This is a genomic window from Algoriphagus aestuariicola, assembly GCF_017254835.1.
Taxonomy (GTDB): Bacteria; Bacteroidota; Bacteroidia; order Cytophagales; family Cyclobacteriaceae; genus Algoriphagus; species Algoriphagus aestuariicola.
Map to the genome: position 1 here is coordinate 152908 of NZ_JAFKCW010000001.1, position 24200 is coordinate 177107.

Below are 24200 nucleotides of genomic sequence, written 5' to 3' on the forward strand. Positions count from 1 at the left end.
GATGTTGCCTCGTGATAGCGGGTGCTTATAGTCTATGTCCTGCCGTGAGAAATAGGAGTACCTCCGTGCTGATAAAAAGTGCTGATAATCAATGATTAACGACTTGGATCGTTTGAGGTCTTCGTACTATCTACGACTGATGAACGCGAATATCAGATTTGGACTGACAGGTGAGTGGCGGACGATGTGGTAACGATACATTAGTTTTGGTGGGCAAAAATGTCCACACTCTGCTCCAATGTCAGTCTGTAGTTTTCATTTAAGCTTTTGCCAACAATGTTTGACCTATGGGTTGAATTCAGGTTCTAGGCGTGGTATTTTTGGCAAAAAAAAGATGCGGCAAGTCCTGGCTTTCTTTTCCCTCATTTTAATACAGTTTTTTCCCGCCTTTTCACAGGGTACAGCCCCTGATCCTATCGTGATTTTGATTTCTTTGGACGGGTTCAGGCATGACTATGTCGAAAGATTTCATCCGGAAAACCTCTCGAGATTTATAGCGGAGGGTACGGCGGCAGAGGCGCTGATCCCCTCATTCCCGACCAAGACATTTCCCAACCATTACACCATTGCCACAGGGATGTTGCCCGAGCACCACGGCTTGGTCGACAATTCTTTTTACGAACCCTTCAAAAATCAAGTATACAATATGGGCAATCGGGATATAGTCCAAGATGGATATTGGTATGGGGGGACACCCCTTTGGGTTTTGGCTGAAAATAACGGGATGAAGGCGGTCAGTTACTTCTTTGTCGGCTCGGAAGCACCAGTACAGGGGATTCGTCCCAGCGAGTATTTCGACTATGACGGTAGCGTGCCCAATTTGACCCGGATCTCCAAGGTTTTTGAGTGGCTGCAGTTGCCGGAGGCCGATCGCCCGAGGTTTATAGCACTGTATTTCTCGGACATGGATGATGTGGGGCATGCTTATGGTCCCAGCAATGATGAAAAACTCAAAGAGAGACTAACCAAGCTGGATCACGAACTGGGAGCGCTTTTTGAAGGAATCAAGAGCCTCGAGCTTCCTGTTAATGTATTCATCGTGTCAGACCATGGCATGGCTGATGTCCAAAAGGACAAGCTGATCAATCTGGACGAGCTCACCGAGGGCGTCGAAGCCCGTGTGGTCAACAATGGTGCTTTGGCCCATGTGCATTTGGCTGACAAAAATGAGAAGAAAGAGGCCATGGAACTGATCCAGTCAAGAAGTTCGCACGTCTCGATAGATGATTTGGAGACGAATGAAAACTACTCGGATATCTCGAGCTATCCCCAGCGGATCGGTGACTTTCTGATCCTTCCGGAGTTTGGCTACTATCTGGCAGACAATCGCGGCATGATGCGGTACCAAAACCGGGCGGCAATGCTGAAGACGGAAGTGTTTGGAGAGCATGGCTTCAGTCCCAAAAACAAAGAGGTATGGGGAATCTTCTATGCCAATGGCCCGCAGATCAAGGCCGGCTATCAGATCGATCCCTTTCAGAATATCCATATTTACCCATTGATTTGCCACCTGCTGGGATTGCAGGTTCCGAATGGAATCGATGGGAAATTTGAGGTTTTGCAACCAATCTTGAGATGAAAAAGGTAAAGATAGAAAGCAGGGATGACGTTGATTTTTTGGTGAGGAGATTTTACGATCAAGTAAGAAGTCATGACACGCTTGGACCTGTGTTTAACGGTATTGTGGAAGATTGGCAGAGTCATTTGGTACACTTGTCTGACTTTTGGGAGATGATCCTACTCCAAAGCGGCCCGGGCCGGGGGATGTTTAATCCGACCAAAGTACATCAGGAAGTGGACGCAAAGGCGGATCACTCCATCACCCAAGTTCATTTCGGAAATTGGTTGGAACTTTGGTTTAATACCATTGACACCTATTTTGAAGGAGAACATGCAAGCTACGCCAAAGAACATGCACGCAGGATGGCACATATGCTATTCATGAGAATATGGGAAGTGAGGCCAAAGCCTTGAGCGATAGGGTATAGGCCAAACAATCTTTGTCTTGCCTGTTTCTTTGCAAGATTTCAAGGGTTATATTGTTAAGGCTTACACAGATTAGGATCGGCTCTCTGATGTTTTGGATTTTTTTAGGGGCATGTCCAAATCTGATATTTGTGCATGGGGATTTATGGCTTCTAACTTCTAATCAGATGAAAATTCGATTCGCACGACGGCTTGTGATTGTGGTTCTTTTTCTCGGATTGGGATTTTCTGCACACTCCCAAAGTGGATTGTTTGATTCAAAGGAGCCCTTGGTCATTGAATTGGAATTTTCCATCAAGCAACTGAGAGCGGAGACCAACGATTCGACTTTCATCGATTCACAAATGATCTTTGAGTCGGAGAGTGGGCAGAAAGACACGGTCGATGTTGAGATTCGTACGCGCGGAAACTTCAGATTGGAAAACTGTTTTTATCCGCCCATGAGGGTGAAGATGAAGAAAAAGCAGGCTGAAAACACCCTTTTCCAAGGAAATAGAAACTTGAAGTTGGTATTGCCCTGCTCTAAGTCCAAGACAGCTGGAAATTACATCGGTAGGGAATATCTGGCGTATCAGCTGTATGAGGATGTAGCAGACTTCTCTTTCCATACTAGATTATTGAGAGTCACCTTGACCGATACCGATGACAAAAAAGGTGAGAAGGTTGAGCTATTGGGTTTTTTTATTGAAGATGATGATGAGGTCGCCGAGCGGTTTGGGGGAAAGATTCTAGACAACAAGAGGATAGTGCCCACTTTGATGGAGGATTCATCTACTGTACGGCATGACTTTTTTCAGCTAATGATTGGCAATACCGACTGGTCCGGACTGTTTCAGCACAATGAAAAAGTCCTGATGCTTGACGAAAAGACCATTGTGCCGCTTCCCTATGATTTTGACATGACCGGGCTGGTCAATCCTCCCTATGGACAGGTCAATAACAATATTGGGATCGAGAAGGTGACGGATCGGCTTTATCGTGGATTTTGTCGTGATCCGCAATTGATGCAGACGATCAGGAATGAAATTCTGGCAAAGGAGGAGCAGGTTTTTCAAACGGTGGAGGAAAGTAGCGCTTTCTTTTCCGAATCCGATGAAAAGGCATGCAGACTGTACTTGGAGGAATTTTTTGATATTTTAAAATCTGACCGTTCTTTTGACAAGAACATACTCATGGCCTGCCGTTCGGCATCAGCTGCCCAGAGCTTTTGAGACTTTTTTGCATTTTTTACTAAAATCCAAAGCCGCCGTGCTTCAGTTTGCAGAAGTTGAGAAACCGCTCTCTCTTTTTGCCGAGATCTGTCGTCTGATACTAAATCATATTTAGTCTGTAAGAAAGATCAATTGGTTTGGTAGGTAATAGGTGATTAACTTTCCCCTGTTCTTTTGATCCAATGATCCAATGGCTCAGAAAGAAAAAGATAAGGGTGATTTTTTAAGCAACATTTTTTCGTACTCAGCGACTAGGAAGAGGAGATCAGCTCCTTTGATTAGATTTTTAGTACATTTTTTAATCTTTTCACTTATCTGGTTTCTCCTAGAGCGGAATGGGTGGGTAGCGTCGCCCGAGAATAAATGTGTAGACGAACCCCAATTTGTTTGGTAGGTAACTTGACTCTATGATACTTAGAAATAAATGAGCAGCATCAGGGTTTGTTTATTCTTCAAAGTTTTTCAAAATGCTTTTTTCCGCTACTTTTAGGGCACATCTGACACCCAATGCGAGTTTCCCCTATTCTACTATTGGCCATGCTTCTATTTGCCTCTTGTGAGAAGATTTCTGATATCACGCGAGTGGAGGGACCCTGCAAAATCGAGCTTGTCGACGGGCGTATCATCACGACCCAAGATGATATTGAGATCCTGGAAAGTACCGGGACCATGACATACAGGGATGAAGACGGGAAGCTTTGGTCCTTCACAGATGAGGAATATCTTATCTATTCCTGCGGAAACAATTAGCGAAGGGAATCGACAATCAAAACCCAATCATTGCCTCGGCCGGAGCTGGGAGGCAAAACTTCCACTGAACTGTTTTTTACATCCCACGAGTCGGTGTTTTGGGGGATTTTTGCGCCAGTCCTGGGATCATACCAAGTAGCTTCGAATGCTGACCCTATCAGTGTATGAAGATCGATTGAGATTTTCTTTCCGTCTGGAAAATAAAATAAGGCAAAATCACCCTGCCTGCCTTTGCTAACGGCTACATAACTTAAGTCTTTTCGCTGCTCATCGGCTATCAGGGTTTGGTCGGGAATTCGCTCAAAAAAAGGTCTGCTCAGCATTAGGTTTTTCAAATGCTCCATCTGATTAGCGACCTCCAGGTCAAGTGATTTGTGCCATGGTCTTAGGGGGCCATTGACGGGAGTTTTGTCCAGATCATACATCTGCCAGACCGCGTGACAGCCATAAGTCTGACCTGCCGCTCCAGCAAATACATTCCAATATATGATCCTCCTGATATCAGCGGCTTCACTGTAGCCATTTTCTTTGGCGTTGAAACAATAGGGATGTTCCTCGTATAAGGGCTCTCCGTCGATAGTAGGTTTTGTGGGAATCAATTGGTAGTCATGGGTGATTTTTTTGAAATCATCCAATCCGGGACAATGTCCTGTTTGGTGCATATTGAAGCTGAGCCATTTCTCTTGATGAAACCAGTTGGAGCTGCCGCCCGGCGCTGTAGGCTGTGGATGGAAAGTGATCAGGATGGGATTTTCCGGATTTTGGCTTTCCAAAATTCCTTGGGCCATCTGATTCCAGATTTCAATGTCTTCTGAATTTTCTCTTGGAGTTCGGTCGCCTCCCAACACCCAGACCAGATTTTTGCGATCCTTGTATCTAGCCCCTATCCATTTGCCGTAGGAGTAGGCTGTGGAGGGCGTGAAGATTTCCGGTCCTGTTCCCCAAGTATTTTTGAAAAGCTTATCGCCCCAGGTGGGAAGGAGAGCGATATGCATTCCTCGCGTTTCCGCCAAATCCAAGATCAAATCCACATGTCGGAAATAGGCCTCGTTGTACTCCCATTTTTCAAGATCGAGAAAAGGCAAATCGCCATTGGCATTTGGAGTGTTGAGCCCGTCAAGTTCTGCGAGTACGACCGCCTGAACCACGTTAAATCCCTGTTCTCTTCTTTTGTCTAGATAGAAGACGGCCTGCTGCTCATCCAGGCGATGAAAAAGCTCCCAAGCCGTATCCGCCATCCAAAAAAAAGGCTCACCCTCCGAGGTCATCAGGTATCGCTTTTCAGGATGGACTTGAACTGGCCCTTGAATGCCTTGGGCACGGATTTCAATAACGGAACAAAGGGCAAGAAGCGGTAAAAGCCAAACTCTTTTCATGGCAAAGAAAAAAAAAGGCAGCCATTTGGCTGCCTTGAGATGAGTTAATGAGCGGCGGCAACGGCTGGTTTTGAGCCCTTTTGCCAGACAAAGAAGATGATGAACAAAACGATCAGAATACCTGGGAAGATCAGTATTTTCTGAAGCGTCTCCTGTCCAGCAGCCAGTTCCAAAGCAGCACCGGAAAGCCCTGCAGCACTTTGGGACGCCATTGAATTGTCAATCCACGAGCCGATAAATGGCTGGAAGATCGCCGTAGAAAACATCCCGATACCACCAATGATAGACATTCCCAATGCGCCGGAAAGCGGCACACGCTGGGCTACGGCGCCGACCATTACTGGCCAGAAATAGCATACGCCGATCGCGAATACAAAGGCCGCGACATAAGCCATTGGGCCGGTGACTGTGCTGAAGAGGAAAATACCCAAGGAGGCGAAAATCGCACCACCCAGCAAAACTCCAGTTTGACCCAGGGCTTTTACAACAGGACCTGCAAAGAAGCGACCGACGGCCATCACTCCAGTAGTCAAGGCCAAAATCAACATCGGACTAGCGCCACTTGCTCCCATGATCAAGCCCACCCACTGCTGAGGTCCAAATTCGGTAATTGCGGTCAGTGCCATCGCAAAGAACAGGAAGATGAATACAGGGCTAAACATAGCCTTGATGTTGGAGCCGATAGAAGTGGCTGCTTCCACATGGGGTTTGGGGAAAGTTTTGCCAAAGAAAAGCACTGCATAGGCAATGGTCGGGATCATCATCACCCATACTTGGGACTGCCAAGCGAAGCCTCCGTCCGTCATGAATTTGGATACTAAAGAGCCCAACACGATTCCGCCTGGGAACCACATGTGGAATCTGTTCAGCATTTTGTTCAAGGTGGTGCCGGAATACATGTCGGCAATCAAAGGATTACAGGCGGCTTCGGTACAGCCGTTGCCAAAGCCGATAAAAAGCGTTGAGATGAGTAGGGTGGTATATCCTCCTGCAAAGATGGTCAAAAGAATACCAAGCGTGTGGGTAATAAATGCGATCCTCATGATGTTTGCCGGACCCACCTTGTGGTAGAACAAGCCTCCCAAAATCATGGAAATCGGAAAGCCGAAAAACCACATGGAATTGATAAAGCCTAGTTGCTCAGCGCTTAGGCCGAACGAGTCGCCCAATTGTGGCAAGATGCCCGCACGTATTGAAAAGGAGAATGCGGTGGTGATGAGCGCCAGACAGCTTGCGTTGAACAGGGCGCCGCGGTTGATGGTTTGGGTCATATAAGAATATTTTTTTGGTTTTTGGGTTGAGTGAAACAATGCTTGAAACGGTCCAAAATAGAAAAAAAAAAGGATTTAGCTTCCCCGCACTTTAAAATATTCCGTAAGCGGAATCGCGCCTATTCCAGTACCAACAGCGATCCTGTTATTTTTTGCTCAAATTGAAAGAGGGGGTTCCGGCCGATGAGAACCACAACATAGGTTCCCGATGGAATATAGGTTCCATTGGTAGTGCCATCCCATTCCAATATTGGCTCGCCTACAACGATCTCTTCAGCTCTGCCAAAATGTATCAACGCTCCCTGCCGATTGAGGATGTGCAGTTCCACTTCGGTAATTCCCTCGCTCACGCGTACTTCAAAATTTCGCAAAGGATCTCCAAGGGTCATGGCATTGGGGAAAACGTAGTCAAAGCTGCAGGCGTCAAAGGTTTCGAAAGAGCCGGTAAATTCACATCCGTCCTCAGTCACTACTTTCAAGGTATAGCTTCCTGCGTCTTTTGGGGTGAAAATCGGATCTTCTGACACCAATTGGTCATCCAGATACCAGTAGTATTCGGCGTAGTCTCCAGGGTTCAGGTTTGGCCCAGTCTTTCCACTCGTGCAGACACCGTATCGTTCTTCCAAAACAGGTAAACTGACAAGCTGGCTTTCCTCTACCGGGATTAGGTTTCGTCCGATCTCGCAGCCTAGCTCGTTGTAAGCAACGACCTCGTAGGTACCCGGCGCATCTACCTCAATCTCAAATAAGTCATCCAATGAACCTAGCTCCTGACGATTGCCTTGTAGATCATAAAATATCCATTCCGTATCCGTAACCTCGTTTTCGTCGGTCGTTAGCGTGATCGTACTGGTATTGGGCTGAGGACAGAGTTTTTCAGTTTCCAATTCCATAGGAACAGAGGTGACTGGTGCTACCACCTCGAAGTCGATCGGCGCAACTGCGCAAAAACCGCTCTTGAGAGGCTGTACCAGAAGAGAATATAAGCCAACGCTTGGGGGATAAAATTCTTTCCCTCTGCCGACAATCTTCCCTTGATCATTGTACCAGCGTATACTTGCCTCTTCCAAGGGGATTCCTTCCAGATCGATTTGGTATCGGATCGGGTCAAAGCATTTTTCGACTGCCAAGACAGGAGCGAAGGTAATGTTTGAGGACAATGTCGCGTTGAAGTCCACTTGTTTTGGACAAACCTCGGAATTGGGATCAGTGCTTTCCCCGAGAATGGAGTAAGAACCTTCCTCTGTCAGCGTAATGCTTTCCCCCGAATTGAAAGTTTGCGTACTTCCATCAGGCAGGGTGAGGCTAAATATGAGATCTTGATCGGTCTCAGGAACCAGCGTGAACGTTTCGCAAATATTCAATTCGCTAGGAACGGTGAACTCGACTTGAGTAGCCCGTGGTATAGTGATGTATTCCGCATAAGAGTTGCAATCTCCGAGGGTGATTTCAAGCATATATCTGCCGCCTCTCAGCGGAAATTCGGCTTGTCCACTCGCCGGAATCGCTCCCCTTGTAATTTCTCCTCTTCCATCGACAAGTATTCTATACTCTCCTGCCGCAACCGGACCTCCGAAATCCAAAGTCACTTTACCGGGAGTGATTCCAGTCGGAGAGCAGGTTTCTTCCGTCAGCAAAACCGGATCTTGCCCCGGCGGACTGGGCAAAGTGGGGGGATTCTCCGCTTCCATCACCAATAATTTCGTCACTTGGCAGCCGTTTTTCTCCATCACCAAAGAATAGACTCTGGACTTGATGTTCGAATACGAGACTACCTCACCAGCATTTTTTGCTCCTTCCGAGACATTCAATTCCGGGATGTGAAAAGCATCGACGTCAGTGTCAAAGGTAATTTGAAGGAAGCCGCTTTCCTCAGCGCAATCGCTTGGTTGATTCGAAGCAGTTGCGGTGATTTTTGGTGCCTCGAGCAGTTCGAAGCCAACGATTTTCGAGGAGACGCAATTCGGGAAATCTTCGGTGGTAGCCTCAAAAGTCACCAAATAGAGCCCGGGTCCAGACAGTTCGGAGGAACTGATTTCGATTTCGAAGCCGGAGCCGATCTGACTTCTCGCACCCGTAAAATCCTTTTGGACAAACCAATCCCCGGAAATCGGAGTGTCGACGGAAACATGAATTGATTCTCCTTCACAGATCGATTGGCTTGAGGTGACTAGTTGAAAGTCAATCGGGGGGCCAACAAACGTCGATCCGTCGATCACGCAAGAAGAATTTCCAGAAGCATCAGTTTGGAATATTTCCACCAAATGATAGCCTTCACTGTAGGTTAGAAATTCATTTCCCGTTCCAATGACGGTATCTTCAATGTTTTTCCAAATAATGGTAAACTCAGAAAGATTCGGCGTATTCGGATCCAAAGCCGTCAAAAGGGTAGGAGCACCAGCACAAAGCAGATAATCGGGCTGGAGCGCCAATGTTGGGCCTTGTTTCACTGTTACCACGAGGGTTTCTTCATAAATGTAATCGGTGCCTCTTCGTACCTTAAGTTGAACATTGTAGGTTCCGATTTCCGAGTAGATCACTTGGATGGTTTCAGCCTGGGCCCCAGCACTTCTGTTGAAAATCACCTCGCCAGATCCGTTGGTAACCTGCCATTCGTAAAAATCCACATTTGGATCGCCTCCTCCGCTATAGATGCCCGATACTCCGCCAAACACAATGCATAAATTAGTCTCACCAACCAGCTGAGGTTCAGCAAATCGGGACACGGTGAGTTCAGTAGGAGCAAGGGAGGTAGCCGTACTTCCGCTAATATAAGCTAGCGGCAACAAGAGACTTGCCCACAGTAACAACGTCCCAAACTTCCTTCTTGGAAATTGAGTTTTGATCAAGGACTTAATGGAGATTAGTTGGATTCTTTTTTACAAAGGTAATTTTCCTGCGTTGCCGCGCGGACATGTTTTTTGACAAAAAACGTTCCACTATCAGAAAATTGCATTTCTACCTGACGAAAACCCAGTCGGTGTCGCTGCTCATGGGCGCCGAAAACTCGTAGCCTTCTACATTGAAGGCTTTCAGCTGTTCAGGATTTTCAAGACGATTGGTAATGGCAAAGTTAGTCATCATGCCCCTGGCCTGCTTGGCGAAAATCCCGATGATTTGGTACGACCCATTTTTGAATTCCTTGAAATGGATGTTGACGAGCGGAGATTTTAGGGTTTTCAGGTGGACGGCTTTGAAGTACTCCTGAGAAGCCAAATTCACCACAGGCATACCGGCAGCAGCGACATTGATGGCCTTGGCGATTTTTTTGTCCCAATATTCGTAGAGGTTTTTTCCCTTTTTCGTAGTCAATGAAGTTCCCATCTCCAGACGATAAGGTTGGATCAGATCCAATGGTTTCAGCAAGCCATATAGGCCGGAAAGGATCCGCAGGTGCTTCTGGGCAAACTCAAAATCTTCAGGAGTGTAATTGTCCACATCGATTTTGGTATAGACGTCTCCGTTGAAAGCCAAGATGGCTTGTTTGGAGTTTTCCGCAGTAAAATCTTTTTGGAAAGATTTATAACGCTGCTCGTTGAGGATGCCGAGATTCTCGCTTACATGCATCAGTTCGGAGATTTCCTTGGAGGATTTTTTCTTCATCACCGCTACCAGTGCCTTGATGTCGGTGGTGAAGTCTGGGAGTGTATAGTCCTTGTAATTAGGGGTGCTGTAGTCAAGAGATTTGGCGGGTGAAATAAGAATAAGCATAAAAGCTATTGGATGATCGTGATCGCTTTGGTTTCAGATTGGGTTAGATTTTGTGCACGGGAAGTATACTTCACCACCACAGCGTATGTACCGTTGGGGACAAATTTTCCGTTGACTACGCCGTCCCAAGGGCAGAAAGGCTGCCGGGGCTCCAGGTTTTCATGTTCGCAATAGAAGATAAGTTCCCCCCAGCGGTTGAATATGAAAACTTCGATATCGTCGATGTAATCGTTGGCATAGAGGATGAATCCTCGGTTGGGATCATTGAGTACCACTCCGTTTGGATAGGAGATCAAAAGACGGCAATCTTCATTCACGACAAATGACGCAGAATATTCACACCCCAGGTTGTCAGATACCAGCAATTCATAATTGCCGGGTAGGGTAGGAGTGAAAATGGCATCCTGGGAGACCTCCACGCCGTCAAGTAGCCAGCTGTAGTTGTCGTAAATCCCCGGGGCAATGCTGGTTGTGACACCTTCGACCGCGCAGATTGTAAGTTCAGTAGGTACTACCGGAGGAACGATTGTCGATTTGGCCACCACTCCATTGGCGCGGCCAAGTTCGCAGCCATGGATACTTCTCAGCAATGCCTCGTAGGTGCCTTCCGCTGACACCTCGATGATAGGCAGGTCATCGTATTGGAATAGTCTCGTGCGAGTACCACCCGCCACACTATACCACTCGATCTCTGCTACATCGGTGAGATCAGCGACGACTGTGATTGTCGTACTGGTCTGGTCCACGCAGAATGGCACGACATCCAAGCTTACCGTCACAGCCTCGGCGAGTGTTTCCGCGGTGAAGGGAATCTCCGTACTTGGACATAGTCCTCCGATAGCAGGCTGTACTTCAAGAGAATAATTCCCTTCCCGACTTGGTACGAAAGTTTGTCTTCGGCCGACAATCACCCCCAATTCGTCTTTCCAAAGGAATATCACATCGGCAGGGTCGGCATTGTTAAGGATCGCCTCATAGCGTATGCCTGTCTGGCAATCGACTATCGGCTCGGAGAGTTCGAAATCGATCGGCTGGGTGAGCGTGATCTGCATTTGGATCTCCCGGGGACAATCCACTCCGTTTGGATCTTCGCCTCTTACCGTATAGATACCGGATTGGGTGAAGGTAAATTCTCCGTTTGAATCGGGCGAGATTGTCGCGCCAGAGGAGCTTGTTGCGGTGTAGTTCAAGGGGTTTGGACCAACAGGGGCAAAGGTGAAGCTTTCGCAAGCTGTAACTTGAGTCGGAACGGAGAAAACCGTCTGGAATTTTTGGGCAATGGAATAGAGCGTAGGGTCAGGCACCGAGCAGCCCGAATTGTCGGCCACTTCTACGAGGTATTCTCCAAAAGGTACCTCGATGTCAAAAGTGGCCGAGGCTGGTAGTGGGCCGGTGAACACTTGGCCGTCACCTTGTCTGATCGCCTTGAAGGTCCCCACTTGTGGGGTGCCATTGTCAAAACTGATCGTGATTTTGCCTGGTTCGACTCCCGTCGGAGAGCAGGTTTCGTCCGTCGGGGTGGCGGAGAAGAAATATGGAGTGGGAGGGTTTTGGTTTTCTACGGTCACCGCCCCAGAGTAGAAGCAGCCGGTGGAGTTTTCCGCCTCTATTGCATAAACCCCCGGCAAAACCCCTGTGACCGGAATGACATCGCCTGCGTTGACATTGGAGAAAGTCAGGCTAAGTTCTGGAATCCGTACTTCAGACGCATCTGCGACCATTGCGATGTCAAAGGACCCATCGGCTGTGGCACAGTCCGTCGCGGGGCTGGTTTGTGTCGCAGTAAATACCGGGAGCTCGTTTACCAATAGATCGAGTTTTTTCTCGATGGTACAGCCTTCCAAGATTGGGTCTTCGGCTACGAAAATAATCTCATACTGCCCGGCTCCTGGAAGTGTGTTGACCCAAAGCTCCAACTCAAAAAACTCACCCAAGGCTACCCTTGTGCCACTGCCATTCAAGTCGTAAAACCATTCACCAGAAATGGGCGTGTTCGGAGCGAATGTGACTGAAATTTCCTCATAGCAGACCTCAGTGGCCGTCTGATCCATATCAAATTCGAATGCAGGGCCAACAAACACTTCTGCGGTGGCAGGACAAGTTTCGAACAACATTGCCTCGTCTTCGTCAAGCCCGCTTGGAAGTCGGAAGCTAACCTCCACGGTGTAGATGCTTTCCTCAGTCACCTCAATTGAGTTTGAATTCTCATCTCCAAATACCTGCCCGGCGGCATTGGTCCATCGGAAGTCATACAGCCCTTCCGCAGGATCATAGCCGTCGATGGCTGTCAGCGTGACTGGAGTGCCCGCGCAAAGTGTGATGTCGTCCGCAAGAGTCAAAGTCGGGGGCGCGACCACCTCGATTTCGCCTTCAGCGGTGTAGTAATCAGGGTCGCCGCATCGGTCCACGCGGAGCTCGATAGTGTATTTTCCAGGAGTGTTGAATATTTGATCCAAAGTTTGAAATTGATCTCCGGGCCCGCCGTAGTCTGCGCGGATGACCGTTCCGTCTTCATGGGTGATCGTCCAAAAATAGGAGTCAATGTCCGGCTCTCCCGCTCCTTCCAGCAAGGCACTAGCCCCCAACTCCGGATCCAAGCAAAGTCTTGGCGGAAAGGAAAGCGCAGGCTCGGGGATCGAACTTCCCGAATTTTGCACAAAAGAAGGCAAGCCTAGATTTGAGGTTCCCGGCATAGGTTCGACCGCATCCTGGTTGAAAGTGCTGGTGCCATTGCAGCCAGAGCCTACTTGTATCTGTCCGATGCGGTTGTCTCCGACTACTGCCACATAGATCTGTCCGTCGGATGCGATTTGCAGTGCGCCGAGATTCAGCCCGGCCGTTCCACTAACTGCCTTTTTGGTGGAAAGAATACAGGCCTCCAGCTGGGGTCTCGTGGTTGCAGTGCCGAAGCAGGAGGGACAGACAGCCGCATCCGGATCGTCGTTGTCGACTGCCTTGATATTGAACTCTTCGACCCCGGGGCCACCGTTTCTGTAGGATACTAGTAGCCGATCCGAGCTTTCGGAGAATTCAAGCCCATAGATGTCCCCGTCGCAGCCTAGGTCTAGTCTGGCATACTCAGTGAGTTCACCGGTTTGCTGGTCAAATTCGAAGATTTCGGTCTTATTGCACCCGCCTTCGGAAATGGTCACGGCGAGCTTAGTTCCGTCTGGACTGAATTTCATCGCTCCTACTCCGGAATTAAATCCATGACTGCTTCCGACTGAGCTCATGACTGGCTGGCCTATGCCCTGCCCAGACACAGGATAGGCTCTGAAGGTATTGTTTCCCAATTCATGATACATCACCCAGGTGGTATCGCCGCTCGAAAATGCCGCAGAGTGCTCTGTGGACGGGCTGAAGAGAAAATTGTTTTTCGTGACCACGTTCCCTACACCCGTTGGGTTTTCAGACTTGATATCCACCATTGAAAAGCTGACGCTGTTTGTGCCGCCAGCGGTTGCCTGGGTGGTGAAAAGGTAAAACAAGGTGGGTTGCTGCGGTACACCCACAGCAATGACGGATTGGCTGGAAGTATTGTCTCCCCCTATACTGTCTCCGTTTGCCATGAGATCTCCGTTGAGATCCCAGACTTTTTGGCCATCGGTAAAGAAAAGCACCTGACCCGCCTGATCAGAAATAGTAGTCGTACCGGCAGGGATGTTCTGAGGGTGTCTTTCCGCAATCGGTCTAGGAGTCGGAGCTGTGGAATCGTTTGGATCCGGGTTAAAGTCCAGTCCCGCTCCATCTCCGAAATACCAGATGTTGTTCGTTTGATCAGGAAGATCCCAGATTTTTACCCTGATCTCAGCGTAGGCATAGCACTCGGAACCCGGTTCCCGAACCAGCACCCAATAGAGACCCGGCAAACAAACCTCATTGGCCTCTTTGCCAATCCATCCCCGGTCCCGCTTGTTAGACCAGAAATACTCGTAAGTGTCCCCGCCACCGCCAGGCGCTTCCCCACCTTGATCTCCTTCCGCCGCCTGGGCTTGAAGAAGCGGATCAAGGTCAATGCAGCTCAAACAGAGCGTGGTGTCCGAAGGCGAAAAGTTTGCTTCTAGATTATTTTCAGTGAGAGGGATTGTCTTGTTGACATCTTGGGTGCTTCCATCGGCGAACTCTACCGTCAAAGTCACAGAAACGCTGGTGCCCTGGGCTGCGTCCTGGGGAATCAGGAAATGTTCCTGGGTATAGTCGGCTGGAAGCGGATTGCCGTCCGAGTCCGTCAGCGGTGGGGTAAATTCCCAATTGAAGGAAACCGGTTGGTAATTTTCAGGTGTGATCACACTTGTCAGCTGAACGGGATTGTTGGAGCAGGGAGCTTCTGGATCCCAGGTAAAATCAACAGTGGGAGTGATGTCTGCATTGGGAGCGAAAACAGGAAAGACGCGCCCGCAAAAGTCTGTTCCGGCAAAAGGATCTTCCTCCAAAGTCACAAGGGAAAGATCTATTTCGTCTGGATTGTTTACCCTGCCGATGAGTTGGGGCCCGCCCGCAACTTCCTCATAGATGTAGTATAACTGTCCGTCAGGCCCTGCTTTGACATCATAGATTTGGTTGAGCCCAGGAGTGAGTGGGATTTCTTCGGGGGTGGCGCTCAGGTCACTTGCCGGTACGCGAAAAAGCTGATTTCCCCTGGAAAAATAAATGAACGAATCATCTGCCGAGTAGTCCGCACCCCCGATATCGGCCGGTCCGCCTGATTCCGTGATTGGCGTAGGACTGCCAAAGCTCCCGCTGCTGCTGTCAAAAGGGATGACAAGAATATCATCTCCTGCATTCTCCGAAATAACAATCAGCTGGTTGTTTTCCTCATCAAATACGATGGCTTTGGGAGTAAAGGGGATGCCCTCTGTATCAGTCTGCGTGAAATCCCCCTGAGTGGATCCCAGTTGGTTTGCCACTAGATTGCCTCCATTGAAGCTGATCAGATAGGAAGATGAGGATGGCGTTTTTACGACCAGCAGTGCCCCGCTTCCGGGTCCTATCACTTGGTCTTTGACTATGACCTCGCCCAAGGGTCTCTCGTTTCCAGTAGCTTGGCCGGGAGCATTCATGTCGACGACAGCGTACTGAAGTTGGCCGCTAGGGGAAAGATAGAAAATATAAAAAAGCTTGCTTCCGTCGGGGTCGTATTCCAAAAAGCCCGTTGCTACTTTCTGTCTTCCGTCGATGTCTCCATTAAGGCCAGGGGCGCTTCCTTGAAGGGGATTGGAGCCATAGTCATAGACCAGCACGCCGTTGGTTGTGAAAAGCGGCTGACCGGTAATCGGGTCTATCGCAAGGGCATTGTTATTGGCTCCGATGATGACCGAACCCGGTAAGGTCTGGACATTTGCCGTACCGCCTTTTCCAAAGGACAGGTAGCTGTTTTCCGAGCTTGCGCTGCAGTATCCAAAAATCCATTCGTTTTCATTAAAGCTTTGGGAGTGCCCCAAACCACTTGTTCCTAAAAAGATCAGGGAAATGAAACTTGTAAAAATTAAAATGAACCTTATGGAAATAGGGCTGCTTTTCATATTTTTCGAACTGCTTACTAAAACAACCAATTGGGCTGGATCGTTTAGAAGCTAACTGAATACTCAAATAAACGAACAATTCCTTGTTACGGTCTCTGCTAAGTATGGTTTTTTTTACAGGGTTTTGTCTTGCTATGACCTCACCTGCCCTGGCCCAAGACCCACAATATAGCCAGTATTATGCGGCTCCACTTTATTTGAATCCGGCTATGGCTGGAGGAGAGCTTACCGGTCGGGTGGGCTTCAACTACCGAAACCAATGGCCGTCGATTGATGCCCAGTTTACCACCTTTTCAGCCTATTACGATACCTATCTCCCCGACTATAACAGTGGCATCGGAGTCCATGTAATGCAGGATACCGAAGGCGCGGCCAAGCTGCGTTCCACTTCCATTTCGGCCATTTATTCCTATGAATTGAAACTCGGGGACAATACCTACTTCCGTCCCGGATTTCAGGCAAGCTATATACGCAGAGAAATAGGGTTTTATGAAAATCTCGTTTTTGCAAATCAGATTAACCCGAACGATCCCTTTGGTCCGACTTTGCCGGGGACAGATATACCCGGCTTGGGAGATCCTATCGGGATGCTTTCCCTTTCCGTAGGGGGGCTTTTCTTTACCGAGAATTTATGGGCTGGCGTTTCTGCCCACCATGTAAATGAGCCCAATCAGTCCTTTATCGATGGGGTAAGCCCTTTACCCATGAAGCTTTCCTTTCATGCAGGGTACAGGATTGCACTTCCCGAGGGGGGCATGCGTGGCGATTTTACCCACATACGTAAGCAGCGTTCGCTCACTCCAACTGTCAACTACAAGCGGCAAGGGCCGTTTGAACAGCTGGACGTGGGGGCATATTTTTCCATTGAACCTATCGTTTTCGGACTTTGGTATAGAGGCTTGCCATACAAGCCGGTAGAGCAGCAGAGCAACCGCGACGCCATCGTGATGATGTTTGGCGTCAACCTGCTGAGTGGATTGAATATCGGCTACAGCTTTGACTACACTGTTTCCCAATTGGGGATTCAGTCTGGCGGTGCGCACGAGTTGAGCCTATCCTGGACGCTGCCCAACCAATATCAGGGAAAGCCTTCCCGCAGGGACACCATATTGCCTTGTCCAAAATTCTAAGCGTACAATGAATCCAGAATCGCTGAAATTCCTCTTGCTGGGAGTGGTAGTCTTTGGTTTTCTGCTGGACAAAGGCCTCAGTTATCTCAACGTGAAGCGGCCTGTTCCCCCTATCCCAAAGACGCTGGAAGGACACCTCGATAGGGAAAAGCTGAAAGAGGCAAAGGCTTATCAGAAGGAGATCTACCGTTTTGGACTGCTTTCCGGTTTGATTTCGTTTGTTCTAAGTGTTCTCCTGATCTGGAACGGCTGGTTTGGATCAATCGACCTTTGGGTGGGGACCTTGGTTGAAAATCCAATTCTCCATTCCTTGGGTTTTTTCGGGGTGATTTTCCTTGGTTCGGATATCATCAGCTTGCCTTTCGACTACTATTCGACCTTCGTGATCGAGGAAAAATACGGCTTCAACAAGACCATTATTGCTACCTTTTTCAAAGACAAACTCAAAGGCTATGCACTGGCCATCTTGATCGGAGGTGCTTTGCTAGGCTTGTTTCTCTGGCTGATTCAGTGGATGGGAAAGGACTTTTGGTGGGTGTTTTGGATTGTGGCGGCGCTGTTTATGGTCCTGGTCAATCTCTTCTATACCAGCTGGATTTTGCCCCTTTTCAACAAACTGACTCCACTCGAGGAAGGAGATTTGAAGCGGAAAATCGTCTCCTATACCGAATCTGTGGCTTTTCCCTTGGAAAATATTTTCGTGCTGGATGGCAGTAAGCGCTCTTCCAAAGCCAATGCCTTTTTCTCCGGTTTTGGCAAACGGAAGAAAGTCGTCCTCTACGACACCTTGATCGAACAGCATTCCGAAGACGAGCTAGTTGCTGTGTTGGCCCACGAGGTGGGTCATTTCAAAAAGAAACATATTTTGCTGGGTTTGATGATCTCCGTCGTACAAACTGGAATCATCCTTTTCCTGCTTGCCCAGTTTGTTTTCAGCGAAAATCTGAGTTTTGCCTTGGGTGGGAGTGCTTGGTCGGTACAGTTGAACCTGATCGCTTTTGGAATGCTCTTTTCTCCCATCTCCACCTTGCTGGCGATCGCGATGAACTCGCTGAGCAGGAAAAACGAATTTGAGGCAGATGCCTATGCGAAAACCACCTTTTCTGGACCGCCTTTGGCAAATGCGCTGAAGACCCTCTCAGTCAAAACCCTCAGCAATATCAATCCCCATCCTTGGTATGTTTTTGTAAACTATTCCCATCCTCCACTACTCCAGCGATTGGAGAAGCTGGAGAAATGAAATTGACAGAAAGCAAGAAGCCGCTGAATTTTCAGCGGCTTCTTGCTTTCTATAGACTTGTGTTGATGCCCTGATTCTAAACCTTGTAGAAATCTTCCCAACCTTTTCTCGGAGGCATGCCTGCGAGGATCTGATTGGCCATAGGGTTGTTGGTGATCTGACGGGTCTCCCGGTCAAACTCCAGCTTCAGTCCGCTCCATTGCGCCAGCACGCCCAAGCAGAAGACTTGGCTTAGCGGGCCTGCAATCTCGAATGGAGAGCGGGTTTTTTCCTCGCCTTTTGCCGCTTTTAGGAAGTTGGCGAAGTGGTTGGAAGGACTCGCCGGAACCTCCGGAAGTTTTGACTTCCATTCTTCCGCTTTGGCTCCGCCAATGATGGAGAGCGTGCTGCCGTGTGATCCGCCTTTGAAAATCAAGTCTTTGCTATAAATGATCTTGCCAGGATTGAGCTTTGCAGGTTGCATTTGTCCATTGCTTGGCGGCGGGATGTTAGGGTCGAGTTCAGAGACACCATAGCCCTCCGGTACAGCGGGGATGTTGTCCAGGCCATCCTGCCATGTGATGGTCAGTGGCGGCATGCTTCCTCTTTCCGGGAATTTGAATTCCAGGGTAGTAGACATCGGGAAAAAGAAAGGATTGTGGCCCGACAGCTTGGTTGGGTTGACCTCGTAAGGTAATCCCAGCTCCAGAAACTCATGTGCGGTGTCGATAATGTGTGCGCCCCAATCTCCCAAGGCACCCATCCCGAAGTCATACCAGCATCTCCACTGTCCGTTGTGGTAGTCCTTGTTAAAGGCATGGGGCTCGGCCTGCGCGGTCCATACATCCCAATCCAAGGTGGAAGGAATGGGCTCAGCCGCAGGGTAGGAGCTGATCTTTGGATCCCAATCATGCCAGCGTCTGCGGCTGTTCATGTGGGCGGTGATGGCCGTCACGTCTTTGATCACTCCGGCGTCCTTCCAGGTTTTAAACTGGAAATAGTTGCCTTCGGAGTGTCCTTGGTTTCCCATCTGGGTCGCCAGCTTGGGATATTTTTTTGCGGCGGCTATCATGAGATCGACTTCCCGGAAAGTACGCGCCATCGGCTTCTCCACATAGACGTGCTTGCCCTCGGCGAGCGCCATCATCGTGACTGGAAAGTGGGAAAAATCCGGCGTAGCGATACTGATCGCGTCAAACTCATTGCCTATCTGATCAAACATCTTGCGGAAATCCTGAAACTTCTTGGCCTGAGGAAACATGTTCATCACGTCCAAGGTCTGTTTGGCCCCCATGTCCACGTCGCAAAGCGCGACGACATTGCAGAGACCGGTCTTATGGAGTTCTTTGATGATCTCTGCTCCGCGGTTTCCGATGCCGACGCAGGCAAGGTTGACTTTGTCTGAAGGTGCGACATAGCCCATGGATTTGCCAAGGACCGAAGGGGAGATCACCGTGAGCCCCGAAAGTCCCAAAGCCGCTGTGGCTCCGGTTTTCAAAAAGCTTCTTCGATTGCTATTCATTGATGGGTTATTTTGGATGGACGAAACTCGGGCCGCATGCCCTAGGCACTTCAATTGAAGTATCCACTGTCAAGGTAATTTTCTTTTTTTCCAAACTAGGTAGAACGCTCCTTAAAATCAACGCAATCGTTATCGGTGGGGTATTTTTTTGGATAGCAGGATTCAACGCCGCCAAACTTTTTCTATCTTTTTCCCTCCCAAAAAAACCTAATCCAAATGAAAGATCTGGCCGATTTTCACCATCCCATAACGGAGCTTTTTCTCCAACCCAAAACCAAAGCAGACTGGGATCAATACCGGCTCAGTAGGGAACAGATAGACTTTTTTCATGAAAATGGCTTCCTCGCAGGCATCAAGCTGCTCGATGCCAGACAGATCGAAGCGCTCAAGGCGGCTTTGGACGAAGTGATGGATCCACGGCATCCCTTGCATCAGTTATTCCACGAGTTTCACAGCAACGAGTCCGGTGACCCAAACAAGGTTTTGTTTCATTCTTTGGGGCATTGGCGTATCGCCGAAGCATTCCACGACGTGATCTGGAATCCGGCTTTTCGGATGGTGACTAGCCAGCTTTTGGGAGATAGGGCGGTGAGATTTTGGCATGATCAGCTTTTTTGCAAGCCGGCCCATCATGGAGGAAATGTTGCTTGGCATCAGGACTACAGCTACTGGACCCGAACCGTTGAGATGCAGCATTTGACCTGCTGGTGCGGCTTGGATGACGCGACGGAGGAAAACGGTTGTCTCCAATATGTGCCGGGATCCCATCGCTGGGGCCTGCTGGAGAAGCCTGCCTTGGCAGGGGAAATGGATGGCTTGATGGCGATGATGAGCGAGGAGCAAAAGGCGAGCTTTAAACCGGTGCCGATTCCTTTAAAAGCCGGACATGCCGCTTTTCACCACCCTTTGCTGGTGCATGGCAGCTTTGCAAACTTTTCGCCGCGATCGCGGAAAGCTTTTGTGCTCAATGTTTTCGCGGACGGCACGGTCTCTGATTCCGATGAGCCGCTGCTCGCAGGTGTGCCGGTGATTTCCAAGGGCCAAAAGATGGGAGGGAAGTTTTTTCCATTGATTTTTGATCCGGAAGAGTTGAAAGTTTAAATAATTTGATCTGTAAGGTGGATAAGCGGCAAGGCTACTTTGTGCCCCCTTCATTATCTTCGCAAGTAAAGGCTTAGATCAAAAATCGTAAATCATAGATAAGAATGGCTTCTGGATTATTTGCGCTGTTGGATGACATCGCTACCCTCATGGACGATGTGGCGGTAATGAGTAAAGTGGCGGCCAAGAAGACCGCCGGGATTTTAGGAGATGATCTGGCGGTAAATGCGGAAAAGGCCTCCGGTTTTGTGTCGGACCGTGAACTGCCGGTTCTCTGGGCAATCACCAAAGGTTCTCTGCTCAACAAGGCCATTATCCTACCGGTTGCCTTCCTGCTCAGCGCCTTTTTGCCTGTTGCGGTGACGGTTATTTTGGTGATTGGCGGGCTTTATCTTGCCTATGAGGGGGCCGAGAAGATCTACGAATACATTGTGCCCCATCATCATCATGTGGCAGAAACGCTGGATGAGAACCTCACGGAGGAACAAATTCTCGCTTTGGAAAAGCAGAAGATCAAATCGGCCATCACCACTGACTTTATCCTGTCGGTCGAGATTGTCATCATCGCATTGGGGACAGTAGTAGGAGAGTCTTTGACTACACAGATCGCGGTGGTGTCGATTATTGCCCTGATTGCTACAGTCGGCGTGTACGGCATAGTCGCTATAGTCGTCCGAATGGATGAGTTTGGCTACAAGCTCATCGCGCTGAATGAGGCAAAAGACAGCTTTTCTGACAAAGTCGGCTTGCTACTGGTCAATGCCCTTCCTTACCTTATCCGTGGGATTGGTTTTATCGGTACGATCGCATTGCTGCTCGTGTCCGGAGGCATCTTCGCACACAACATCGACTTTTTCCATCACCTGCTCGAATCCTGGCCCGCGATCATCAAAGAATTCCTGATTGGATTGGCTGTCGGCATCATTGCCCTCCTCTTGGTTATGGCTTTCAAGAAGATTTTCAAAAGAAAATAACAAAACCAGCATCTGCGGGATAGCTTACTTGTCCAAAAGGCCTATTTTGACGCCCGCAATACAGACCATTATACTTCCCAAAAACCAAAATCACGATGTCTTTTCTATTCAAAAGTCTGGCTTTTAGTTTTTTAATCGCCTCATTCAGCTTGCTCGCCTGCGCCCAAAACGGGCAGACATTTCTTCAATACGAAGGAAAAGCCGGTCCCGGTAAAGGAAAGCACATTGTGCTCGTAGCCGGTGACGACGAATACCGCTCCGAGGAGTCCATGCCCATGCTGGCTAAGATCCTCGCAGAGCGGCACGGATTCAAGACCACCGTCCTTTTCCCAATAGAGCCAAGCAGCGGTGACATCGTCCCAAACTATCAAAACAACATCCCTGGCCTTGAACATCTGGAGACCGCCGATCTGATGATTATGCTGATCAGATTCCGGGAGCTTCCGGATGAGCAGACGAAGCATATCGAAAATTTTCTGAAAGCCGGCAAGCCCATCATGGGTTTGCGCACGTCCACCCACGCTTTTGCCTACCAGAAAGAAAAGACCTCTCCCTATGCCAAATGGACTTGGAATGGCAAAGACGCGGGTTGGGAGAAAGGGTTTGGCAAGCGGATCTTTGGAGAGACTTGGGTGAACCACCACGGGGTGCATGGCAAAGAAGGCTCCCGCTCCCTGATCAACGGTGTGGCGCAGATGAACGATCATCCCGTCCTGCGCGGGGTGAATGACATCTGGGTGCCGGAGGACGTCTATGGAATCCAAGGCCTCCCCGCTGAGGCCGAGGTGTTGATCTACGGACAGTCTACTGCTGGCATGGATGACAAAGCCCCCCTCATATGGGAAAAATCGGTGATGCCCATCGCCTGGACCAAACCTTACCAAATCGAAGGTGGAAAAGTGGGGATGGCTTTTGCCTCTACGATGGGTTCTTCTTTGGGCTTCCAAAGCGAGGATCTTCGCCGCTTGGTGATCAATGCTTCCTTTTGGCTTTTGGGGATGTCCGAAGCCATCACTCCAGAACTGGACGTAGCGATCGTTGGGGCTTACCAGCCGACGATGTTCGGATTCGATACGTTCAGAAAAGGGATGAAAGTGCAGGATTTTAAATAAGATTTTTGGTTAGCAGTCCACGGTCAACGTTCCACCGAAGCGCGGCTGTCGACGGATGACTGCAAGCCATTGACAAACAATAAACCATGAACAAAATAGGATTCAACGTGCTGGCCTGGTCAGCGGAAATGTCGGAGGCTTTGTTGCCCATCTTGGATCGATTGAAAAAAATCGGTTACGATGGGGCGGAATTTTTTGTGGGAGGTTCCCCCGAGGAATCTTTCAAATTGGTCGGAAAGCACTGTGCTGACATCGGCTTGGAAGTGACCACGGTGACGGTTTTAGGCCCGGATGAAAATCCGATTTCCCCTAATGCCCATGTCCGTGAAAAGTCCAAGGAAAGATTGCGCTGGGTTTTGGATCGGGCAGCGGACTTAAATTCTCAGGTTCTCTGCGGACCGTTTCATTCAGCTTTCGCGACCTTTGCCTCCCGAGCTCCCATCGAGGACGAATACAATTGGTCGGCGGAGGTCTTGCATGAAATGGGAGACTATGCCCAAAAATTGGGAATCCTTTTGACTCCTGAGGCACTCAACCGCTTCGAATGCTACCTAGCCAATACCATGGAGCAGTTAGATTACCTATTGGCGAAAGTCAACCATCCGAACGTGCAGGCGATGTTTGACACGCATCATGCAAATATGGAAGAGAAGAAACTAGGCGCCGCGATAGAACTGATTGCCCCGAGATTGGGCCATTTTCATATTTCTGAAAACGACCGCGGTACTCCGGGTTCTGGGCACGTAAACTTTGACGAAACTTTTGCAGCCCTGAAAAAAGTCGATTATTCCGGCTGGCTGACCATCGAAGGCTTCACCCGAAACGATCCTGCATTTGCCAATTCCATCGGGGTATGGAGAAACTTTTCCGAGCCTTGGGATATGGCAGAGAATGGGTATAAGCTGATCCGGGGTATGTTGGATAAGCACGGCTTTTAAGCAAGAGGCTGTCTCAAAAGGCCTGATTGTGTTGGCCTGAGCATTGGAGCTACGGGAGTAGCGTATATCGAAGGCCATTTACAGTGAATACAGCCGCATTTCGACTTCGCTCAATGTGACAAACATCAGTTATGAGACAGCCTCTTTTGGATTGACGACATCCACTTTTAGGCTTGTGGACTTTTCAATGAATTCTGGTGGAGTTGCCGCAATCGGTTTTTCCCAGAATCTAGATTGGACTGGCATTATCCAATCTCTCTCCTATCTTTGAATACTAAATAACAACAACGGGGTGCCTTACTGTAAGGCTGAGATCATACCCGAGAACCTGATCTGGATAATGCCAGCGTAGGAATTGTCAAAGGCTTATGCCTTTA

16 protein-coding genes and 1 riboswitch are annotated in these 24200 nt (G+C 48.9%); of the genes, 10 read left to right on the plus strand and 6 right to left on the minus strand.

The annotated features are described in order from the left end of the window. Positions 1-334: 334 nt before the first annotated feature. The 4 genes from J0A67_RS00640 (at position 335) to J0A67_RS00655 (ending at position 3947) form a co-directional block, all read left to right on the plus strand. Entirely contained in the window at positions 335-1579 is a 1245-nt protein-coding gene (locus J0A67_RS00640; protein ID WP_206567340.1) for an alkaline phosphatase family protein, read from the plus strand. Continuing rightward, complete coding sequence (locus tag J0A67_RS00645) at positions 1576-1974, plus strand: group III truncated hemoglobin (protein WP_206567341.1); 399 nt, start codon at positions 1576-1578, stop codon at positions 1972-1974. The genes J0A67_RS00640 and J0A67_RS00645 overlap by 4 nt, the downstream gene beginning before the upstream one ends. A gap of 179 nt (positions 1975-2153) precedes the next feature. After that, a complete protein-coding gene (locus J0A67_RS00650) occupies positions 2154-3197 on the plus strand; it encodes a CotH family protein (protein ID WP_206567342.1) in 1044 nt (347 codons plus the stop codon). Positions 3198-3734: 537 nt separating this feature from the next. Then, positions 3735-3947: a YgdI/YgdR family lipoprotein gene (locus J0A67_RS00655; RefSeq protein WP_206567343.1), complete on the plus strand. Its 213-nt coding sequence runs from the start codon at positions 3735-3737 to the stop codon at positions 3945-3947. Here the strand turns inward: J0A67_RS00655 and J0A67_RS00660 are convergent. The 5 genes from J0A67_RS00660 to J0A67_RS00680 all read right to left on the minus strand — a co-directional run bounded on the left by J0A67_RS00660 (position 3944) and on the right by J0A67_RS00680 (position 15827). Beyond that, positions 3944-5323, minus strand: coding sequence for a glycoside hydrolase family 140 protein (locus tag J0A67_RS00660; RefSeq protein WP_206567344.1), 1380 nt, complete (start codon positions 5321-5323; stop codon positions 3944-3946). The genes J0A67_RS00655 and J0A67_RS00660 overlap by 4 nt on opposite strands. A gap of 44 nt (positions 5324-5367) precedes the next feature. Then, entirely contained in the window at positions 5368-6594 is a 1227-nt protein-coding gene (locus J0A67_RS00665) for an MFS transporter (RefSeq protein WP_206567345.1), read from the minus strand. A gap of 119 nt (positions 6595-6713) precedes the next feature. Next, the gene (locus tag J0A67_RS00670) at positions 6714-9443 is read right to left on the minus strand and encodes a T9SS type B sorting domain-containing protein (protein ID WP_206567346.1); all 2730 of its coding nucleotides are present in this window, start codon (positions 9441-9443) and stop codon (positions 6714-6716) included. A 109-nt stretch (positions 9444-9552) separates the two neighbouring features. Beyond that, positions 9553-10305 (minus strand): peroxide stress protein YaaA, encoded by a 753-nt coding sequence (gene yaaA / locus J0A67_RS00675; RefSeq protein ID WP_206567347.1) that lies wholly within the window; start codon positions 10303-10305, stop codon positions 9553-9555. A 5-nt stretch (positions 10306-10310) separates the two neighbouring features. Next, on the minus strand, positions 10311-15827 hold the full coding sequence (locus J0A67_RS00680; RefSeq protein WP_206567348.1) for a T9SS type B sorting domain-containing protein: 5517 nt from the start codon (positions 15825-15827) through the stop codon (positions 10311-10313). An 83-nt stretch (positions 15828-15910) separates the two neighbouring features. On the opposite strand from J0A67_RS00680, the gene J0A67_RS00685 reads away from it, so the two are divergent. Then, the gene (locus J0A67_RS00685; protein WP_438839582.1) at positions 15911-16957 is read left to right on the plus strand and encodes a PorP/SprF family type IX secretion system membrane protein; all 1047 of its coding nucleotides are present in this window, start codon (positions 15911-15913) and stop codon (positions 16955-16957) included. A gap of 7 nt (positions 16958-16964) precedes the next feature. Next, the gene (locus J0A67_RS00690; protein ID WP_206567350.1) at positions 16965-18197 is read left to right on the plus strand and encodes a M48 family metallopeptidase; all 1233 of its coding nucleotides are present in this window, start codon (positions 16965-16967) and stop codon (positions 18195-18197) included. 76 nt (positions 18198-18273) lie between these two features. Here the strand turns inward: J0A67_RS00690 and J0A67_RS00695 are convergent, their stop codons facing one another. Then, positions 18274-19698: a Gfo/Idh/MocA family protein gene (locus J0A67_RS00695; protein WP_206567351.1), complete on the minus strand. Its 1425-nt coding sequence runs from the start codon at positions 19696-19698 to the stop codon at positions 18274-18276. Between the two features lie 216 nt (positions 19699-19914). Between J0A67_RS00695 and J0A67_RS00700 the strand changes: the two genes are divergently transcribed. The 4 genes from J0A67_RS00700 to J0A67_RS00715 all read left to right on the plus strand — a co-directional run bounded on the left by J0A67_RS00700 (position 19915) and on the right by J0A67_RS00715 (position 23823). Further along, the gene (locus tag J0A67_RS00700; RefSeq protein WP_206567352.1) at positions 19915-20799 is read left to right on the plus strand and encodes a phytanoyl-CoA dioxygenase family protein; all 885 of its coding nucleotides are present in this window, start codon (positions 19915-19917) and stop codon (positions 20797-20799) included. A gap of 104 nt (positions 20800-20903) precedes the next feature. Next, the gene (locus J0A67_RS00705) at positions 20904-21773 is read left to right on the plus strand and encodes a DUF808 domain-containing protein (protein ID WP_206567353.1); all 870 of its coding nucleotides are present in this window, start codon (positions 20904-20906) and stop codon (positions 21771-21773) included. A gap of 95 nt (positions 21774-21868) precedes the next feature. Further along, positions 21869-22885: a ThuA domain-containing protein gene (locus J0A67_RS00710; RefSeq protein ID WP_206567354.1), complete on the plus strand. Its 1017-nt coding sequence runs from the start codon at positions 21869-21871 to the stop codon at positions 22883-22885. An 86-nt stretch (positions 22886-22971) separates the two neighbouring features. Next, positions 22972-23823 carry a sugar phosphate isomerase/epimerase family protein gene (locus tag J0A67_RS00715; protein ID WP_206567355.1) on the plus strand — a complete coding sequence of 284 codons (852 nt, stop codon included), beginning with the start codon at positions 22972-22974 and terminating at the stop codon, positions 23821-23823. A gap of 278 nt (positions 23824-24101) precedes the next feature. After that, positions 24102-24195: riboswitch (TPP riboswitch) on the plus strand. The last annotated feature ends 5 nt before the right edge of the window (positions 24196-24200 follow it).

Coding starts and splice junctions, on each gene's coding strand:
- J0A67_RS00640 (WP_206567340.1), top strand. CDS start 335: ATGCGGCAAGTCCTGGCTTTCTTTTCCCTCATTTTAATACAGTTTTTT.
- J0A67_RS00645 (WP_206567341.1), top strand. CDS start 1,576: ATGAAAAAGGTAAAGATAGAAAGCAGGGATGACGTTGATTTTTTGGTG.
- J0A67_RS00650 (WP_206567342.1), top strand. CDS start 2,154: ATGAAAATTCGATTCGCACGACGGCTTGTGATTGTGGTTCTTTTTCTC.
- J0A67_RS00655 (WP_206567343.1), top strand. CDS start 3,735: ATGCTTCTATTTGCCTCTTGTGAGAAGATTTCTGATATCACGCGAGTG.
- J0A67_RS00660 (WP_206567344.1), bottom strand. CDS start 5,323: ATGAAAAGAGTTTGGCTTTTACCGCTTCTTGCCCTTTGTTCCGTTATT.
- J0A67_RS00665 (WP_206567345.1), bottom strand. CDS start 6,594: ATGACCCAAACCATCAACCGCGGCGCCCTGTTCAACGCAAGCTGTCTG.
- yaaA (WP_206567347.1), bottom strand. CDS start 10,305: ATGCTTATTCTTATTTCACCCGCCAAATCTCTTGACTACAGCACCCCT.
- J0A67_RS00680 (WP_206567348.1), bottom strand. CDS start 15,827: ATGAAAAGCAGCCCTATTTCCATAAGGTTCATTTTAATTTTTACAAGT.
- J0A67_RS00690 (WP_206567350.1), top strand. CDS start 16,965: ATGAATCCAGAATCGCTGAAATTCCTCTTGCTGGGAGTGGTAGTCTTT.
- J0A67_RS00695 (WP_206567351.1), bottom strand. CDS start 19,698: ATGAATAGCAATCGAAGAAGCTTTTTGAAAACCGGAGCCACAGCGGCT.
- J0A67_RS00700 (WP_206567352.1), top strand. CDS start 19,915: ATGAAAGATCTGGCCGATTTTCACCATCCCATAACGGAGCTTTTTCTC.
- J0A67_RS00705 (WP_206567353.1), top strand. CDS start 20,904: ATGGCTTCTGGATTATTTGCGCTGTTGGATGACATCGCTACCCTCATG.
- J0A67_RS00710 (WP_206567354.1), top strand. CDS start 21,869: ATGTCTTTTCTATTCAAAAGTCTGGCTTTTAGTTTTTTAATCGCCTCA.
- J0A67_RS00715 (WP_206567355.1), top strand. CDS start 22,972: ATGAACAAAATAGGATTCAACGTGCTGGCCTGGTCAGCGGAAATGTCG.